Source organism: Actinomadura opuntiae, from assembly GCF_030283205.1.
Classification (GTDB): Bacteria; Actinomycetota; Actinomycetes; order Streptosporangiales; family Streptosporangiaceae; genus Spirillospora.
In genome coordinates this window covers 20,191-38,658 of record NZ_JASNWF010000031.1, presented here as the reverse complement: position 1 = coordinate 38,658, position 18,468 = coordinate 20,191, and the positions used below count along the sequence as shown (strand labels likewise).

Annotated in this window: 13 protein-coding genes; 7 read left to right on the top strand and 6 right to left on the bottom strand. The window is 74.3% G+C overall.

Features of this window, described 5'->3' with window-relative positions; translation table 11 throughout:
* Positions 1-70: 70 nt before the first annotated feature.
* Entirely contained in the window at positions 71-859 is a 789-nt protein-coding gene (locus tag QP089_RS43540) for an alpha/beta fold hydrolase (RefSeq protein ID WP_285920429.1), read from the top strand.
* A 104-nt stretch (positions 860-963) separates the two neighbouring features.
* Complete coding sequence (recD2, locus tag QP089_RS43535; RefSeq protein WP_285920428.1) at positions 964-3,192, top strand: SF1B family DNA helicase RecD2; 2,229 nt, start codon at positions 964-966, stop codon at positions 3,190-3,192.
* Here recD2 and QP089_RS43530 read toward each other — a convergent pair.
* The 3 genes from QP089_RS43530 to QP089_RS43520 all read right to left on the bottom strand — a co-directional run bounded on the left by QP089_RS43530 (position 3,183) and on the right by QP089_RS43520 (position 5,193).
* Positions 3,183-3,965, bottom strand: a complete 783-nt coding sequence (locus tag QP089_RS43530) for an MBL fold metallo-hydrolase (protein WP_285920427.1) — start codon at positions 3,963-3,965, stop codon at positions 3,183-3,185. The two genes, recD2 and QP089_RS43530, sit on opposite strands and share 10 nt — an antisense overlap.
* An 11-nt stretch (positions 3,966-3,976) precedes the next feature.
* A complete protein-coding gene (locus tag QP089_RS43525; protein WP_285920426.1) occupies positions 3,977-4,555 on the bottom strand; it encodes a TetR/AcrR family transcriptional regulator in 579 nt (192 codons plus the stop codon).
* A 65-nt stretch (positions 4,556-4,620) separates the two neighbouring features.
* Positions 4,621-5,193 carry a TetR/AcrR family transcriptional regulator gene (locus tag QP089_RS43520; RefSeq protein ID WP_285920425.1) on the bottom strand — a complete coding sequence of 191 codons (573 nt, stop codon included), beginning with the start codon at positions 5,191-5,193 and terminating at the stop codon, positions 4,621-4,623.
* A gap of 60 nt (positions 5,194-5,253) precedes the next feature.
* Between QP089_RS43520 and QP089_RS43515 the strand changes: the two genes are divergently transcribed.
* The gene (locus tag QP089_RS43515) at positions 5,254-6,666 is read left to right on the top strand and encodes an MFS transporter (RefSeq protein ID WP_285920424.1); all 1,413 of its coding nucleotides are present in this window, start codon (positions 5,254-5,256) and stop codon (positions 6,664-6,666) included.
* On the opposite strand, the gene QP089_RS43510 is transcribed toward QP089_RS43515, so the two are convergent.
* The 3 genes from QP089_RS43510 to QP089_RS43500 form a co-directional block, all read right to left on the bottom strand.
* Positions 6,657-7,982 (bottom strand): FUSC family protein, encoded by a 1,326-nt coding sequence (locus tag QP089_RS43510; RefSeq protein WP_285920423.1) that lies wholly within the window; start codon positions 7,980-7,982, stop codon positions 6,657-6,659. The genes QP089_RS43515 and QP089_RS43510 overlap by 10 nt on opposite strands.
* Before the next feature lie 159 nt (positions 7,983-8,141).
* The gene (locus QP089_RS43505; RefSeq protein ID WP_285920422.1) at positions 8,142-8,675 is read right to left on the bottom strand and encodes a CGNR zinc finger domain-containing protein; all 534 of its coding nucleotides are present in this window, start codon (positions 8,673-8,675) and stop codon (positions 8,142-8,144) included.
* 102 nt (positions 8,676-8,777) lie between these two features.
* On the bottom strand, positions 8,778-10,190 hold the full coding sequence (locus QP089_RS43500; RefSeq protein ID WP_285920421.1) for a type I glutamate--ammonia ligase: 1,413 nt from the start codon (positions 10,188-10,190) through the stop codon (positions 8,778-8,780).
* 125 nt (positions 10,191-10,315) lie between these two features.
* On the opposite strand from QP089_RS43500, the gene QP089_RS43495 reads away from it, so the two are divergent.
* Genes QP089_RS43495 through QP089_RS43480 form a run of 4 tightly spaced genes read left to right on the top strand, consistent with a single transcriptional unit; the run spans position 10,316 to position 18,465 of the window.
* On the top strand, positions 10,316-11,425 hold the full coding sequence (locus QP089_RS43495) for an amidohydrolase family protein (RefSeq protein WP_285920420.1): 1,110 nt from the start codon (positions 10,316-10,318) through the stop codon (positions 11,423-11,425).
* A gap of 47 nt (positions 11,426-11,472) precedes the next feature.
* Entirely contained in the window at positions 11,473-12,861 is a 1,389-nt protein-coding gene (locus QP089_RS43490; RefSeq protein ID WP_285920419.1) for an FAD-dependent oxidoreductase, read from the top strand.
* A gap of 56 nt (positions 12,862-12,917) precedes the next feature.
* A complete protein-coding gene (locus QP089_RS43485) occupies positions 12,918-16,289 on the top strand; it encodes a DUF4132 domain-containing protein (RefSeq protein WP_285920418.1) in 3,372 nt (1,123 codons plus the stop codon).
* A 10-nt stretch (positions 16,290-16,299) separates the two neighbouring features.
* Entirely contained in the window at positions 16,300-18,465 is a 2,166-nt protein-coding gene (locus QP089_RS43480; RefSeq protein WP_285920417.1) for a DUF4132 domain-containing protein, read from the top strand.
* Positions 18,466-18,468: the final 3 nt, after the last annotated feature.

Genomic DNA, 18,468 nt, shown 5'->3' with positions numbered 1-18,468 from the left:
GAGCTCTGCTACGGTCGTTCTCGCATCCGGCTTTAGTGATCGCTAAAGCTCGTTCGGAAGGGAGTTCCCGATGACGACGTCGACCGCCTTCGCCCGTACCGTCCGGGGCGAGGGTCCCGGTCTGCTGCTCGCCCACGGTGCTGGCGGCGGGATCGAGGCCAACTACGGACCGATCATGGAAGGGCTCGCCGCGCGGCACACCGTCGTCGGGGTCGACTACCCCGGCTCCGGTGCCACTCCGGCGGCGCCGGGCCCGTTGGAGGCCGACGAGCTGGTGGACCAGCTCGTCGCGGCGGCCGACGCCGAAGGGCTCGACACCTTCGCGGTCAGCGGGTACTCGCTCGGCGGACCGGTCGCGATCCGTCTCGCCGTGCGGTACCCGGAGCGCGTCAGCTCGCTTGTCCTGAGCGCGACGTTCGCACACGCCGACACCCGTACCGAGCTGGCCGCCTCCATCTGGCAGCAGCTCTTCGACACCGGTCAGCACGCGGTGCTCGCCGCCTACCTGAACCTGATGGCGCTCGGGGAACCGGCACTGAACGCCCTCACCCCCGCCCAGGTCCGGGCCGCCACGGAGCAGCTCGCAACCGCTCTGCCGGCTGGCACCTCAGAGCAGGTTGACCTGGTGCGCAGGATCGACGTCCGCGGCCACCTCGCAAGCATCGCCGCGCCGACCCTCGTCATCGTCACCACCGCGGACCCGCTCATCTCCCCGGCCCTGCAGCGTGAGCTGGCCGCCGCCATACCCGCCGCCGAGATCGCCGAGATGCCCACCGGGCATCTGCCGTTCGCCGAGCAGCCCGAGCAATGGCTGAAGGTCATCAACGACTTCCTCGACCGACCGGACGCCGTTCGTTGAGTTGCGGCGAGTCGTTGTTTTGGAACGCGCCATAACAACGACTCGCCGCAAGTCAACGCGGGAGGCGGGGCGGGGTGTCCGGTGGTTCCGACATCATGGGTTCCATGACGAATCCGGCTCAGCCTCAACCGCCTCGGCCGGTGGTGCTGGAGGCGGTGCTGGAGCGGGTGACGTACGCCAACGAGGACACCGGGTACACGGTCGCGCGGGTCGCGACGGAGCGGACGGGCAACGATCTGCTAACCGTCGTCGGGGCGCTGCTCGGCGCGCAGGTGGGGGAGAGCCTGCGGCTGACCGGCCGGTGGCGGTCGCATCCGAAGTACGGCAAGCAGTTCGAGGTCGACTCCTACAGCACGGTGCTGCCGGCGACGATCCAGGGCATCCGCCGCTACCTCGGCTCCGGCATGATCAAGGGCATCGGGCCGGTGATGGCGGACCGGATGGTCGGCCACTTCGGCACCGACATCCTGCGGGTCATCGAGGAGGAGCCGGAGCGGCTCGTCGAGGTCCCCGGGCTCGGCCCCAAGCGCACCAAGCGGATCGGTGAGGCGTGGGAGGAGCAGAAGGCCATCAAGGAGGTGATGGTCTTCCTGCAGGGTGTCGGCGTCTCGACGTCGCTGGCCGTCCGCATCTACAAGAAGTACGGCGACCGCTCGGTCGAGACGGTCCAGAAGGAGCCCTATCGGCTCGCCGCGGACGTGTGGGGCATCGGGTTCAAGACCGCCGACACGATCGCGCAGGCAGTCGGGATTCCCCATGACAGCCCGGAGCGCATCAAGGCGGGCCTCCAGTACACGCTGTCGGAGGCCGCCGACGACGGGCACTGCTTCCTGCCCGAGCCGAACCTGGTGACGGCGGCGGAGAAGATCCTCGGTGTGGGGCGGGAGCTGATCGTCCCGGCGCTGGACGAGCTGGCCCGCGAGGAGGGCGTCGTCCGCGAGCCGATCCCGGGGGAGGGGGAGGACGCCGCGACGATCCCGGCCGTCTACCTCGTCCCGTTCCACCGGGCGGAACGGTCGGTGGCGCGCGGCCTGCGCGATCTCCTGGACGCCAAGGAGGACCGGCTCAAGGCGTTCGCGGACGTCGACTGGGACAAGGCGCTGCCCTGGCTGAAGCGCCGCACCGGCCAGGCCCTCGCGCCCGAGCAGGAGCAGGCCGTCAAGCTCGCCCTGACGTCCAAGGTCGCCGTGCTGACCGGTGGGCCCGGCTGCGGCAAGAGCTTCACCGTCCGGTCGGTGGTGGAGCTGGCCGCCGCGAAGAAGGCGAAGATCGTCCTGGTGGCGCCGACCGGACGCGCCGCCAAGCGGCTCGCCGAGCTCACCGGGCACGAGGCCGCGACCGTGCACCGGCTGCTCCAGCTGCAGCCCGGCGGCGACGCCAAGTACGACCAGGACAGCCCGCTCGACGCCGACCTCGTCGTGGTCGACGAGAGCTCCATGGTCGACCTGATCCTGATGAACAAGCTGGTCAAGGCGGTCCCGCGCGGCGCGCACCTGCTGCTGGTCGGCGACGTCGACCAGCTGCCGTCCGTCGGCGCGGGCGAGGTGCTCGCCGACCTGCTCGGCGCCGAGGTGATCCCGCGCGTCCGGCTGACGAAGATCTTCCGGCAGGCGCAGCAGTCCGGGATCGTGGTGAACGCGCACCGCGTCAACACCGGCGAGCATCCGCACACCCGCGGTTACCCCGACTTCTTCCTGTTCCCCTGCGAGGAGCAGGAGGAGGCCGCCGAGCTGACCGTCGACGTCATCGCCAACCGGATCCCGCGCAAGTTCGGACTCGACCCGCGCCGCGACGTCCAGGTGCTCACGCCCATGCACCGCGGCGTCGCCGGCGCGGGCGCCCTGAACGCGCAGCTCCAGGAGGCCCTGACCCCGCACCGCGACGACCGTCCCGAACGCCGCTACGGCGGACGGGTGTTCCGCGTCGGCGACAAGGTCACCCAGCTGCGCAACAACTACGACAAGGGCGAGGCGGGCGTCTTCAACGGGACGGTCGGCGTCGTCACCGCCGTGTCCCTGGAGGAGCAGTCGCTGACCGTCCGCACCGACGAGGACGAGAGCATCGACTACGCCTTCGACGAGCTGGACGAACTCGCGCACGCCTACGCCATCACGATCCACCGGTCGCAGGGCAGCGAGTACCCGGCGGTCGTGATCCCGCTGACGACCGGCGCGTGGATGATGCTGCGCCGCAACCTGCTTTACACGGGGATCACCCGCGCGAAGAAGCTGGTCGTCCTGGTCGGGTCGCGGCGGGCGCTCGCCGCCGCCGTCCGCACGGCGGGCGCGGGCCGCCGCCACACGGCCCTCGCCCACCGCCTCACTCACGCGTAGCGGGCGAACTCCCACGGGTCGTGCGCGGAGAAGACCTCCACGCCGCTGCCCGGATCGAGGGCCAGCTCGCGCAGCCGCGCGACACCGGCGAGCCGCTGCTCCCGGTCGACCTCGCCGCTCGCCTGCACCAGCTCCATCAGCGGGTGCACGACGGGTTCGGGCCGGTCGACCTCGCCGTGGTACATGTACGCGTCGCCGGCGTGCAGCAGCCAGCGGTCGCCGTCCCGCACTGCGACTCCGGCATGGCCGGGCGTGTGCCCGTGCAGCGGGATCAGCAGGATCTCCTCCGCAATGCCGTCAAGGGCCTGCACGCCGTCGAACCCGTTCCAATGGTCGCCCGGCCCGCTCTCGTAGGTCACCCATTTCGGGCCGTGCGCGAGCTGCGCGGGGGTTTTGCCGCCGTCCGCCCGCTCCGCCTCGAACAGGTGCACCGCCGCGTCGGGGAAGTCGCTCAGCCCGCCCGCGTGGTCGCGGTGCAGGTGCGTGAGCACGATGTGCCGGACGTCCGAGGGCGACAGGCCGAGCGCCTCGATCTGCGCCACGGCCGTCGTCGCGGGATCGAGCGCGGGCTGCGTCATCTCCACCCAGTCGTCCATCAGCCGCCCGGACGGGTCCGCGATGTCGCCGGTGCCGATCCCGGCGTCGACCAGCACGAGCCCGGACGAGTCCGTCTCCACCACGAGGACGTGGCTGACGCCGTGGGCGGGTTCCAGCGGTTCGTCGGCGGGCTCGATCTCCAGCATCCGGGCGCAGTCCAGGTGATGCACGCGCATAAGGGTCTCCTTTAGGAGGCGGCCTGTTCGACCAGGTCGCCGAGCTGTGCCGTGACCGTGCCGATCACGGTCACGTCCTTCTGGACCCGGGCGAGCAGCAGGGCGCCCTGCAGGGACGACAGGACCATCGCCGCGAGCGGCGGGACGCGGTCCTCGGGGACGCCCCAGCCGCGCAACGCCGTCTCGATGCCGCGCCGCCAGTCCCCGTAGACGCCGTCGCAGGCCGAGCGGATCGGTTCGCTCTGCGCGGCCGACTCCAGCGCCACGGTCGCGACCGGGCATCCCTCGGTGAAGTCCGATTCCAGCAGGCCGCGGGCGAAGTGCTCACCCACCGCGGCCAGGCCCGACCGCGCGTCGCGCGCGCCGAGCACCGCCTGCGCGAGCGCGTCGCCGACCTCCCGCCCCGCCAGCGCCACCGACTCCGACGCCAGCTGCTCCTTGCCGTTCGGGAAGTGGAAGTACAGCGACCCCTTCGGGGCCCTGCTCTCCGCGAGTACCTGGTTCAGCCCGGTGCCGTGGTAGCCCTGCCGCCGGAACAGCTCCGCCGCCGTCCGCAGGACCCGTTCCCTCGTCTCGCCCTGGGGTGCCATGCCCGCCACTCTAGACCGACCGGTCTAGCGATTACAAGTAGACCGGTCGCCCTATTCCTGGAAGTTCAGGACGACGCGGCGTACCGCTCGATCGCGGCGACGAAGATCTCCTCCGCCAGGTCGTACACCTCTTCGACGCCCTCGGGGTCGCCGGTGAAGCGGCCGTTGGCCTCCGAGGCGGCCAACCCCATGCCCACCGTGTCGAGCAGCCGCTGGAGCGGCCGGACGACCTCCTCGGGGACCCCGGCGTCGCGCAGCATCGCCTGGATCGCGTTGCGCGGGCGGCGCGCCTCCTCGGTCACGGTCGGCCGGGTGAGCAGCAGCATGAACAGGTCGGGGTGCCGGCGCGCGACGGCGCGGATGCCGGCCCCGAACGCGCGCAGCCGGTCGCGCCAGGGGAGCGCGGGATCGTCGTCCGGCATGTCGCGCAGCAGGCGCTCGACTAGCCCGTCCAGCAGCCCCTGCTTGTCGCCGACGTAGCGGTACAGGGCCATCGGGGTGACGCCGAGCCGGTCGGCGACGGCGCGCATGCTCACCGCGCCGAGGCCGCGCTCCTCGGCGAGGTCGACGGTCGCGTCGAGCACCTCGTCCCTGGTGAGGCCGCGGGTGCCGCGACCGCGCTGCGCCGGGGTCTTCACGGATCGCAGTCTAGCCCTTAATATACGCCGTATATCTACGCTGTATACAAAGGAGGCGCCATGCGCGTCGCGCACCGTCCGGCGTGGACCGCCGCCGTGGCCTCGGCGGCCGGCTACCTGCTCGTCCTCGACCTCGTCGGCGTCAACGTGGCGCTGCCCGACATGCGGCGCCGGCTGGACGCCGGGCTCACCGGAGTGCAGTGGGCCGTCGACGCCTACGCCATCGCGCTCGCCGTCCTGCTGCTGCCCGCCGGGGCGCTGGCGGACCGCTGGGGGCGCCGCCGGATGTTCCTGACCGGCCTCACCGCGTTCACGGCCGCGTCCCTGGCCTGCGCGCTCGCGCCGTCCGCGGCGGCGCTGGACGCGCTGCGCGCGGTGCAGGGCTGCGCCGCGGCCGTGCTGTACGGGACGGCCACGCCGCTGCTCGCCGCCGCCTACCCGGCCGGACGCGCGCGCAACCGGGCGCTCGGGGTGTTCGCCGCCGCGTCCGGCGCCGCGATCGCCACCGGACCGCTGGCCGGCGGCGTCCTCACCGGGCTGTTCGGCTGGCGGGCGATCTTCCTGCTGAACGTGCCGGTCGGGCTGGCGGCGCTCGCCCTCGCCGTGCCGGCGGTGCGCGAGTCCCGCGACCCCCGGCCCCGCCCGTTCGACCCGCTGGCTGCGGCGTGCCTCACCACGGGGCTCGGCGGCCTGATGTGGGCGCTGATCGAGGGACCGCGCCTCGGCTGGACGGCCCCCGGCGTGCTGGTTCCCCTGGCGGCGGCCGTCGCCGGGGGAGCTGTGCTCGCGGTGCGCCGCGTCCCCGAGCCGATGATCGACCTGTCGCTGCTGCGGAACCGGCTCTACGCGGCCAACGCGGCGGCCGCGTTCGCCTACCACGCGGCGGGCGCGGGCGCCCTCGGCTACTTCTCGCTGTACGTGCAGGGCGAGATGGGCACCTCGCCGGCGACGGCCGGGACGTGGTTCCTCACCTACAGCCTGCCCGCCCTGGCGACCCCGCTGCTGCTCGGCCGCGTCTCGCACCGGGTCCCGCCGGCCCTCCTCGTCGCCCTCGGCCCCCTGCTGATCGCGGTGTCGTCGCTGCTCCTGCTGGCCGCCTACCCCGCCCGGTCGTGGCCGCTGATGGTGCCCGGATTCGTCGCGGGCGGGCTCGGCGGGATCAGCAACCTCGTCTCGAGCCAGGTCGCGCTGGCCGCGGCGCCGCCCGAGCGCGCGGGCGTCGCGGGCGGCATCACCAACACCGCCAAGCAGGCGGGGATCGCCGCCGGCGTCGCCGTGCTCGGCATCCCGTACCGCCTGGACGGCCTGGGCGCGATGCTGGTCACCGCGGCGGCCATCGCCGCCCTCGGCGCCCTTCCCGCCCTGTGGCTCGCGCTCCGCCCACGGGCACCGGGCGGTGAGGTGGGCGGCGAGCGCGCCGAGCACTCCGGCGATCTGGTCGCGACGCGCCGCCGGGCGCGGGGTCAGCGGTAGAAGTCGTCGGAGTCGCGGGCGGTGCGCTCGGCCGCCGCGGCGGCGGACGCCGCGGCGCGGCGCAGCTGGTGCCCCGCCTGCTGGACGACCCGGACCGGCCGCTCCGGCAGGTGCCGGGTCGCGCCGCGGTGCCGCCGCCAGTGCTCGCGGGCGCGGGCCCGGTGCTCGACCCGCAGGTTCTCGATCAGCCGGTCGATGTCCATGGACACCTCGCCGTACAGCGGCCACAGGTCGCCGGCCGCGGCCCGCTCGTGCAGGCTGCGGGTGAGCCGGGCGCGCCGCTCGCGGGCGATGTCCACCCGCACCTCCAGCTCGTTCTCCGCGAGGTACGGGCGGGCGTCCGTGGCCAGGTCCGAGCGGGCCAGCCGGCCGTAGGCGGCGACGCTCGCGGCGATCCCCGCCAGCGCGTCGCCGAGCTGGCGGCGCAGCGTCGGATCGGTCAGCAGCCGGCCGCGCGGGCCGAGCCGCTCGTCGTCGGCCAGCGACCGGGTCAGCCCGCGCAGCGACAGCGTGAAGTGCTCCATCGTCTCGACGGCGTTGCGCAGCGCCACGCCCGCGTCGACGAGCCGCCGCGCCCGGGTGCGGGGGTTGAGCCGGACGCTCTCCTCCGCGTCCCGCAGGTCCTGGTCGGTGCGGCCGATGTCGCGGGCGAACCGCTCCGCCTCCTCCTGCCAGCGGGCCGCCTCCCCCTCGGTGCGGTCGCCCTGCAGCCCGTCGGCGATCCTCTGGATCAGCTCCCGGAGCTGCTCGGCGACGTCCTGGACGGCCTCCTCCGCGGGACGCACCCGCACCGACGGCACCAGGAACGTGGCGACCAGCCCGGTGGCGGCGCCGACCAGCGTCTCCAGGATCCGGTCGGTCGCGCCGGACCAGTTGGACGCGCCCAGCGCGAAGATCAGCATCGCGCTGATCGGCACCTCCAGCATCTGGTCGCCGAGCCGCAGCACCTGCCCGATGACCAGCGCCGCGAGGATCGACAGGCCGAGGCTCCACCAGGAGAACCCCACCCCGTGGGCGAACAGGACCGCGATCATCACCCCGGAGGCGACCGCGCCCACCCGCAGCAGGCTGTGCCTGATCGTCTCGTAGACGGAGTGCTGGACGACCAGCAGCGCGGTCAGCGGCGCGAGCAGCGGCGGCTGGCCGGTGCTCGGCAGCACGTACCGGGCGATCAGGAACGCGGCGACGGCGGTGATCGTCAACCGGGCGATCCGGTACACCGACGAGGGGGCCTCCGTCGCCACCTGGATCGGCGAGCGGACGGCGCGGCCCTGTCGGTCGAGGAAGCCGGGACGGCGGAAGAACGCTTGAGGCATCGGTGCAGTGGTCGGGTCGGAGTCGGCGGTACGAGGTCGGCATGCCCTTTCGGGCGCCCGATACTCAAGGGGAGGCCGATCCGCTTCCTTCCCGCCGCACGGTGAACTCCCGGCAAAATCCGGCCGGGCGGCGCGGTCAGCCGCGCCGGCGGGCGGTGCTCAGCCTCGCCGGCGGGCGCGGAAGGCGGCGACGTTCGTCCGGTTCGCGCACGCCTCCGAGCAGAACCGGCGCCGCCCCGCCCGCGAGGTGTCGGCGTACACCCGGTCGCATCCCTCGGCGTCGCAGACGCCCGTCCGGTCGATCCCGTGCTCGACGACGAGCTCCGCGAGGTGCATCAGCGTCGTCGCGCGGAACCGGTCCGGCAGCCGGGACGAGGGCGGCGCGTAGTGCATGTGCACGCCGTGCGGGTCGTGCTCGGCGAGGTGCGGATGCAGCGGCAGCTCCAGCATGAGCCCGTTCAGCAGCCGCATCGCCTCGTCGAGGTCGGCGGCGTCGAAGAACCGGCGCAGCGTCCGCCCCCAGCGGCGGAACTCCCCGGCGTCGGCCGGTTCGAACTCGTGCCAGAAGAACCCGTTCTCGCGCAGCAGCCCCCGCAGCGCCTCCGCGGAGTCGTCGCCGTCGGCGCTGGTCACGGCGTTGACCAGCGCGACGGCCGCCGCCACTCCGTGGCTCTTGTACCCGGTGATCCGCATTGCCCCGGCTCCCGCTCCGATGCCACCCTGTAAATGGCATCAACAATTCAATCCTTACATGCTTCCCCGAGGACACGCCGCGCCCGGCCCCGCGCCCGGCCGCTAGTGCCGCCAGCGGGTCGCGGCGGCGATCTCCTGCGGGGTCGCGCCGTCGAACAGCGCGACCTCCCCGCGCCGGACGGCCGCGACCGTGTCGGTCACCGCCTCGCCCAGCGCGTCCCGCAGCACGGCGTCCTGCTCGAACACCGCCACCGCGTCCGCGAGCGTGGACGGCAGGGGCCGCACCCCGCGCGCGGCGCGCTCGCCGTCGGTCATCCCGGCCGGGTCGACCTCGACCGGGTCCGGGAGCGTCAGCCCGGCGTCCAGCCCGGACCGTCCGGCCGCCAGCAGCGCCGCGAGCGCGAGGTAGGGGTTCGCGGCGCCGTCGAAGCACTTGACCTCCAGGTTCGAGGCGCGGTCCTGCTCGCCGTGCGCGCCGGTGACGAACCGCAGCGCCGCCTCCCGGTTCTCCAGCCCCCAGCACGCGAACGCGCCCGCCCAGTGCGACGGGACGAGCCGCAGGTAGCTGGCCACCGACGGCGCCCCGATCGCCAGCAGCGCGGGCAGCCGGTCCAGGATCCCGGCCGCGAACGCCTGCCCCGCGTCCGTCATCGCGCAGGGCCCGGTGCCGCCGGCCATCGCGTTCGCCGGGCCGTCCCCGGTGTCCTCCTGCCACAGGCTCAGGTGGACGTGCCCGCCGTTGCCGACCGAGCCCGCCACCACCTTGGGGGAGAACGAGGCATGCATGCCGTGCTCCAGCGTCACCGCCCGGATCGTCTCGCGGACCAGGACGGCGGTGTCGGCCGCGCCGACCGGGTCCTCGGCCGCCACCGACACCTCGTACTGCCCGGCGGCGTACTCGGGGTGCAGCTGGTCGACCGAGACGCCCGTCCGCTCCAGCGCGGTGAGCAGCGCCCGCAGGTAGCCGGCCAGCTCGCTGACGCGCGTCATCCCGTACGCGGGGCCGTGGCAGGCGGGCGTGAACTCCCCGGCGGTGCTCGACACCGCCCACTCGATCTCGAACGCCGCCTTGACCGTCCAGCCGCCGGCGGCGAGCCGGTCGGCCTCGCGGCGCAGCAGCGCCCGGCTGTCGAGGGGGTGGACAGCGCCGTCCTGCGCGTACCGGTTCGCGGGCGCGTGCGCCCAGCCCGGCAGCGCCGCCAGCGGGACGAGCCGGTCCAGGTCCGGGTGCAGCCGCAGGTCGCCGACCGGGCCGCCGGCGTGCCGCCCGGACACGATCGAGTCGTCCAGCAGGAACACGTCGAACACCGGCGACATCCCGACGCCCCAGGTCGCCGCGTGCTCCAGCCGGCTCACCGGGACGGTCTTGGTGCGGGTGACGCCGCTGACGTCCACCCAGGTCAGCGCGACGGCGGCGACCTCCTCGCCGGCCAGCCGCCGGGCGGCCTCGGCCGCCCGCGCGCCCAGCCGGGCGCGCTCGGGCCCGTCCAGGGCGTTGTCGAAGGTCTGTTCCACGGTTCGGCTCCCGGTCGCAGGGCGGCGGACGCGGGCCTCCGGCAGGGGAGCGCCCGCACAGGCATCGTAGGAAGAACGCTCCGTGATTTCAGGGACGCCGCCGCGTTTCCGGGGACGTAGGGAGGGTGCTCGAATACCTGGAGTCGCTGCCGCTGATCGACCACCACTGCCACGGCGTCCACACCGGGGACCTGGACCGCGCGGAGTTCGAGGCGCTGCTCACCGAGGCCGGGTCGGGCGGGCCGCCCGGGGTGAGCATGTTCGACACGCAGGTCGGGTTCGCGCTGCGGCGCTGGTGCGCGCCCGTCCTGGACTTGGCCGCGCACGCCGAGCCCGGCGCCTACCTCGCGCGCCGCGCCGAGCTGGGCGCCGCCGAGGTGAACCGGCGGTTCCTCGCGGCCGCCGGGCTGGACGCCCTGTGCGTGGACACCGGCTACAACCCGGGCGCGCTGCTGGACCCGCCCGCGCTCGGCCGGCTCGCCGGGGCGCGGGCGCACGAGATCGTCCGGCTGGAGACGGTCGCCGAGCGGGTCGCGGCGGACGGCGTGGACGCCCACGACTTCGCCGACGAGGTCCGCTCCCGCCTCGCCGCCTGCGCGCCCCGCGTGGCGGGCGCCAAGTCGGTGGCCGCCTACCGCGCCGGGCTGGAGCTGTCGGGCGTGCGGCCGTCGGACGCCGAGGTGACGGGCGCTGCCGGGATCCTGCTGCGGCAGGAGGAGATGCGGGTCTGCGACGAGATCCTGCACCGCTTCCTGATCTGGTGCGCGGTCGACCTCGGCCTTCCGGTGCAGTTCCACGTCGGGTACGGCGACATCGACGCCGACCTGCGGCGCGGCGACCCGCTGCTGCTCATCGAGCTGCTGCGGGCCATGGACCGGGCGGGCGTCCCCGCGCTGCTGCTGCACAACTACCCGTTCCACCGGCAGGCCGGCTACCTCGCGCAGGTGCTGCCGAACGTGTACGTGGACGTCGGCCTCGCGACCCACAACCTCGGGCATCGGGCGCCCGCGCTGATCGCCGAGCTGCTGGAGCTGGCGCCGTTCGGGAAGGTGCTGTACTCCTCCGACGCGTTCGGCCTGGCCGAGCTGTACCACCTGGGCGCGCTGCTGTTCCGGCGCGGGCTCGCGGGCCTGCTGGCGGGCGGCGTCGAGGACGGCGCCTGGACGGCCGCCGACGCCGAGCGCGTCGCCGGGCTCGTCGCGTCCGGCAACGCCCGCCGCGTCTACGGGATCTGACCCGCCGCCCCGCCGGTACGCTCGGGGGCGATCTTCGGGAGGTGCCCATGGCAGGACGCGAGCGGCTGCTCGTCATCGGGGGAGACGCGGCCGGGATGAGCGCCGCGTCCCAGGCGCGCAGGCGGCGCGGGCCGGACGACCTGGACGTCACCGTCCTGGAGCGCGGGCATTTCGCGTCCTACTCGGCGTGCGGCATCCCGTACTACGTCGGCGGCATGATCGACGACGCGGACGACCTGATCGCCCGCACCCCGCAGGAGTTCCGCGAGCGCGGCATCGACCTGCGGCTGTGCACCGAGGCGACGGAGATCGACCTGGACGGGGCGCGGGTGCGCGTCCGGGAGGTGGACGGCGGCGGCGAGACCTGGGAGCCCTACGACCAGCTCATGATCGCGACGGGTGCGGTGCCCGCCCGCCCCGACCTGCCCGGCGCGGACGCCGAGGGCGTGCACGGCGTCCAGGTGCTCGACGACGGGATCGCCATCCGCCGCGTCCTGGACCGGGAGAAGCCGCGCCGCGTCGTCGTGGTGGGCGGCGGCTACATCGGACTGGAGATGGCCGAGGCGATGGTGACGCGCGGCCTCGACGTGACGCTCGTGGACGCCGCCGAGCAGCCGATGAGCACGCTCGACCCCGACATGGGCGCACTCGTCGCGGACGCGATCCGCGACATCGGCGTCGACCTGCGTCTCGGGGCCGGCGTCGAGGGCTTCGACACCGGCTCGGACGGGCGGGTGACGGCGGTCCGGGCCGGGGGCCGCACGATCCCCGCCGACCTGGTGGTCCTCGGCCTCGGCGTCCGTCCCGGCACCGATCTCGCCCGCGCCGCCGGCATCGAGACGGGCCCGACCGGCGGGATCGTCACCGACCGGCGGATGCGCACCCGCACCGAGCGGGTGTGGGCGGCGGGCGACTGCGTCGAGAACCGCCACCTCGTCTCCGGCCTGCCGGTCGCGATCGCGCTCGGCACGCACGCCAACAAGCAGGGCCGCGTCGCCGGCGTCAACATCGGCGGCGGCTACGCCACCTTCCCCGGCGTGGCCGGCACCGCCGTCTCCAAGATCTGCCACGCCGAGGTCGCGCGGACCGGGCTGAACGAGCGGGAGGCGGCGGCCGCCGGGTTCGACACGCTGGGCGTCGTGGTCGAGTCCACCACTCGCGCCGGCTACCTGCCGGACACGACCGCGATGAAGACCAAGCTGGTCGTCGAGCGCCGGTCGGGCCGGCTGCTCGGCGCGCAGATCGTCGGCGAGGCGAACGCCGCCAAGCGGATCGACGGCCTGGCCATCGCGCTGTGGAACCGGATGACGGTCGAGGAGATGACCGGCCTGGACCTCGGCTACGCGCCGCCGTTCTCGCCCGTCTGGGACCCGGTCCTCATCGCCGCCCGCAAGGCCGCCGAGCTGGTCGAGGAGGACATGCGCCGCTCCCCGTGACGCCGGTTCGACCGTTCCGGCGCCGGTTTGTCGGTGATCTCCCCTACGGTTCCGTCATGAGCACGACGGACGCCGCGGCCGAGGCCCGCCCCGACGAGAACGCCCTGGTGATGCCGGACGCATGGCTGCGCCGGCTGCACCCCCGCCGCGACCGGCCGCGCGCCTGGCCCGAGGTCCGCGCCGACCGCAAGGCGGCGGCGCGGGCGCGGGAGTTGATGGACGGCGTCCGGTCCGGTGTCGAGGAGGTCCTCGCGCTGCCGGGCACGCCGCCGGAGGTGGCCGGCGCGGCCCGCGCCTACCTGGGCGGCGAGGCCGAGCCGGTCGGCGCCGCGGCGGTCGCGCTCGTCACGGCGCCGCTGCACGGGCAGCACGGGTACGGGCAGCCGAACTCGTACGTGGACGCGTGGATCCAGGAGCACGGGTTGCCGTTCGCCGCCTGCGCGTACGTCGCGCTCGCGGGGCTCTGGGCCGATTTCGCCGTCGCCGGTTCCGCCATGAAATGGAGCGGCGTGAGGCGGCGGAAGCCCGACGAGAACTTCTGCTGGTGGGCGAGCGAGGACAGCGCCCGGCGGCTGCGCGCGCTGCTCGCCGCCGCCGATGACGACGTCCACCTCGCGGCCGTGCAGGGCCTGGCGCGCCACCGCGAAACGACCCTGCAAAAGATCGTCGCCACCTACCTGGCGCCCGACCAGGGGGCGTGGCTCGCCGACCTGTGCGCCGACCCGCTGGGGACGCTGCGCGCGATCAGCCACGGGGACCGCTGGATGCTCCTGTGCGCGTTCGGGGAACGCGAGCACCTCGACCTGTTCGGGCTGTCCCTCGACTACTCCGCCCGCGGCCTCGGCGTCATCGCCAGCCTGGTGGACGGGGTCGGGCCGGACGCCGTACTGGATCTCCTGACCGACTCCCTCGACGCCCCCTACGTCGACGGCGACACGGCGCGGACCCAGTTCGACGCCCTGGCCGTCCTGCCGGTGGACGCCGCGTTCCAGGCCCTGCTCGACCGGCTCAACCGCAAGTACGCGGGCCCGGCGGCCCTCGCGGCGGCGCGGCGGTTCCCGGCGCGGGCGCTGCGGCTGCTCGCCGCCGCGGCCGACCGCCCGGCGGCGGCCGACCTGCTGTCCGCGCACGTGCGCGCCGAATCCGCGCTCGCGGAGGAGCTGCTACCCGGCCTGCCCGAGGCGTCGCGGGCGGCGGTCCGGGCGGCGCTGGACGTCGGCGCGCGGATGCCGGCGGCCGATCCCGCGTCGCTGCCGCCGCTGCTGGTGGACCCGCCGTGGAACCGCCCGCGCGCGAAGACCAAGCCCGTCGTCATCACGGACCTGCCCGCGCCCGGCATGCGGGCGATCGCGTGGCGGGCGGGGGAGCGCGAGGAGTGGACGGTCGACCTGCACCACTACTGGCGGTGGGCGGAGCGGCTGGAGTGGCCCGCGCAGATCGCGAAGTTCCGCAACGGTGACCTGCCCGACCACCTGCAGCCGATGCTGTTCGTCGAGGCACCCGAGGAGCTGGTCCGGCCGCTGCTGGCGGACTGGGACCCGCCCGCGCCCTGGTACGTGGACGAGTGGATGCGGGTGGTCGTCGCCCGTTTCGAAGTGGACGCGCTCGACCCCGCCGTGCGCGCCGCGCGCCGCGATCCCGCCGGGGTCGGCGCGGTCCTGCTGCCGTTCCTGAGCGACGAGGTGGCCCGGCTGATGGCGGACTGGCTCGTCCGGTTGAAGCAGGCCGGCCGGACGTCCCGCGCCTGGTTCACGCGGCACGGCCTCGCGGCCGTCCCGGAGCTGCTGCCCGCCGCACTGGGCAAGGCGGGGGCGGAGCGGCGGGCCGCCGAGGCCGCGCTCCGGTTCGTCGCGTCCCAGCACGGCGCCGAACGCGTCGTGGACGCGGCGCGCGCACACGGCGACAAGGCCGCCGCCGCGATCGAGACCCTGCTGGCGGTCGACCCGCTGGAGATCCTCCCCGCCAAGATGCCGGTGGTAGGCGAGTGGGCGGACGTGCGACTGCTGCCGCAGATCCTGCTCCGCGACCGCGAGCGCGCGCTTCCCGACGCGGCGGCCGGGCACGTCCTGACGATGCTGGCGATGTCGAAGCCCGGCGAGGTCTACGCGGGGATCGAGGCCGTCCGCGAGCTGTGCGACCCGGCGTCGCTGGCGGAGTTCGGATGGGCGCTGTTCCGGCGGTGGGAGGCCAACGGCGGGCCGTCCAAGGACGGCTGGGCGCTCACGCAGCTCGGGTGGCTCGGCGACGACGAGACCGTCCGCCGCCTCACCCCCGTGATCCGCGCGTGGCCCGGCGACGGCGGCCACGCCAAGGCGGTGACCGGCCTGGACGTCCTCGCCGCGATCGGTACCGACGTCGCGCTGATGCACCTGCACTCGATCGCGCAGAAGGTGAAGTTCAAGGGGCTGCGGACGCGCGCGCAGGAGAAGATCGCCGAGGTGGCCGCCGGGCTGGAGCTGACCGCCGAGGAGCTCGCTGACCGTCTCGTCCCCGACTTCGGCCTCGACGCCGCCGGGACGATGACGCTCGACTACGGCCCGCGCCGGTTCGTCGTCGGGTTCGACGAGCAGCTCCGGCCCTACGTCGCCGACGAGGACGGCACGCGCCGCAAGGCCCTGCCCAAGCCCGGCGCCAAGGACGACCCCGAGCTCGCGCCCGCCGCGTACAAGGCGTTCTCCGCGCTGAAGAAGGACGTCCGGACCGTCGCCGCCGACCTGATCGCCCGCCTGGAGACGGCGATGGTGCGCAACCGCCGCTGGTCGCTCACCGAGTTCCGGGAGCTGCTCGCCGGGCATCCGCTGGTCCGGCACCTCGTCCGGCGGCTGGTCTGGATCGCCGTCGAGATGGACCAGTACAAGAGCATCACGTTCCGGGTGGCGGAGGACGGCACGTTCGCGGGCGTGCACGACTCCGCCCTGAACCTTCCCGAGACGGTCGTGGTCGGTGTCGTGCACCCCGTGCACCTCGGCGGCACCGATCTGGTCTCCGCATGGGCGGAGGTGTTCGCCGACTACGAGATCCTCCAGCCGTTCCCGCAGCTCGGACGCCCGGTGTACGAGCTGACCGACGAGGAGCGCACGAGCGGGCACCTCACCCGGTTCGAGGGCGCCACCGTCCCCGTCGGCCGGATGCTCGGGCTGACCAAGCGGGGATGGGAGCGCGGCGCGCCGCAGGACGCGGGCGTGGAGTGCTGGATCTCCCGTCCCGCCGGACTGAACCTGCACGTCGTCATCGACCTGGACCCCGGCATCGCCGTCGGCGCCCCGGACACGATGGGCGACCAGACGCTCAGGCAGGTGTGCCTGTGCCGCCGCCGGGACGAGCTGTGGATGCACCGCGGGAACCCGCTGCCGTTCGGCGAGCTCAACCCGGTCACCGCGTCCGAGGTCATCGCCGACCTGACGGCCCTCACCGCCGACGCCCGCTGAGAGGAAGACCATGAAGGACGCGCCGCCGGACGCGCTGCCCGCGAACCTCGTCGACCCGCCGTGGCTGCGGAAACCGGCCGCGCCGAAGGCCGAGGCCGGGCACCCCGTCGTGCCCGGCCTCGAACCGCCGCACGACCGGCGCATCGTCTGGGAGCCGGGCGAACGCGACCAGTGGGCGGCGATCCGCCCCTACGGCGGGCCCTGGGCCGACGGCGACTGGGAACGGGAGGCCGAGAGGGTCCGCGACGGGTCGATGTATCTCCCGAGCCAGGCCGGGTTTCTGGCGAGCGCGCCCGAGCACCTCGCCCGCCCGCTGCTCGCCGCCTGGGCACCGCCCCCGGTGACCTGGGACTTCGACCATTCGCTCAAGCCGATCATCGCGCGCTTCGAGGACGCGGCGTGGGACGTGTCGGTCCGGATGGCGAAGGCGAACCCGTTCGGGACCGGGCCCGTCTTGCTGCCGTTCCTCGGCGCGGACGTCGCGCGGCTGATGGCCGACTGGCTCTACCGGCTCAAGTCGGCGCAGAAACTCGCCCGCGCGTGGTTCGCCCGGCACGGGCTGGATGCCGTCCCGTACCTGGTGCCGGACGCGCTCGGCAAACGCGTCGGACCGCGCCGCAACGCCGTCCACGCGCTGCGCCTCATCGAGGGCGACGTCGTGGAGGCGGCCCGCGTGCATGGCGATGAGGCCGCGCGGGCCGTCGCGGAACTGCTCGCGGATGCGCCGGTGCAGACCGAGCCCGCACACACGCGGCCGAAGCCGCCCGACCTGCCCCGATGGCTGGACACCGAGGCGCTGCCCCGGCCCGTCCTGCGGGACTCCGGGCTGCGCCTGCCGCCCGGCGCCGCCCGCAACCTCGTGCACCTGTGGGCGATGGCGCTGCGGCCGGACGCGTTCCCCGGCGCGGCCGAGGCCGCCGAGGAGACCGCCGCACTGTGCGACCCGGCGTCCCTCACCGCCTTCGCCTGGGCGGTGTTCGAGGCGTGGCGAGAGGCCGGAATGCCGGGCCGCTCCGGGTTCGTCCTGCCCGCGCTCGGCCGGTTCGGCGACGACGACACCGTCCGCCGCCTCACCCCGCTGATCAAGGAGTGGCCCGGCCAGGCCGGGCACGACCGCGCCGCCGCCGGCCTGGACGCGCTCGCCGCGATCGGCACCGACCTCGCCCTGCTGCACCTCGACGGCATCGCGCGGAGCGGCCGCTACAAGGGGTTGCAGCGGCAGGCGCAGGGGAAACTCCGCGAGGTCGCCGCGCGCAAGGGGCTGGACGGCGAGCAGCTCGCCGACCGGCTCGTCCCGTCATTCGGCTTGGACGACTCGGGCACGATGACGCTCGACTACGGCCCGCGCCGCTTCACCGTCGGCTTCGACGAGCAGCTCCGGCCCTACGTCACCGGAGAGGACGGCAAACGCCGCAAGACACTGCCCAAGCCCGGCCCCAACGACGACCCGTCCGTGCACCGGCGGTTCACGGCCCTGAAGAAGGACGTCCGCGCCGTCGCGTCCCTCCAGATCGCCCGGCTGGAGACCGCGATGGTCGAGGGCCGCACCTGGACGCCCGACGAGTTCGCGGCGTTCTTCGTCCGGCACCCGCTGATGTGGCACATCGCGCGGCGCCTGGTCTGGACGTCCGGCGGCACCGCGTTCCGGCTCGCCGAGGACCGCACGCCCGCCGACGTCCACGACGACGCCTTCGACCTCGCCGGCGGCGTGCGGATCGCCCACCCGCTGCGGCTCGGCGAGGCCCTGCCCGCCTGGGCGGAGGCGTTCGCCGACTACGAGATCACCCAGCCGTTCCCGCAGCTCGCCCGGCCCGTGTTCACCCTCGCCGACGGCGAGGGCCGCGACGGCCGCCTCGCCCGCTTCGAGGGCCTTCGCGTCCCGTACGGGAAGATCCTCGGCCTGACCCGGACGGGCTGGGAACGCGGACCCGCCCTCGACGGCGGCGTCCAGCGCTGGATCTCCCGCCGCGCCGGCACCCACCACGTCGTGGTGCAGTTCGCCCCCGGCATCGTCGCCGGCTACGTCGACCTGCACCCCGAGCAGAAGCTGGAGCACGTCTGGATCGCGCCCGCACCTCGCGCGTACGACCCGGCGTTCCCCATCGAGAACGGCTTCGCCAGTATGGATCCGGTCCTGCTGTCGGAGATCCTCGCCGACCTCACGAACCTCGATTGACCG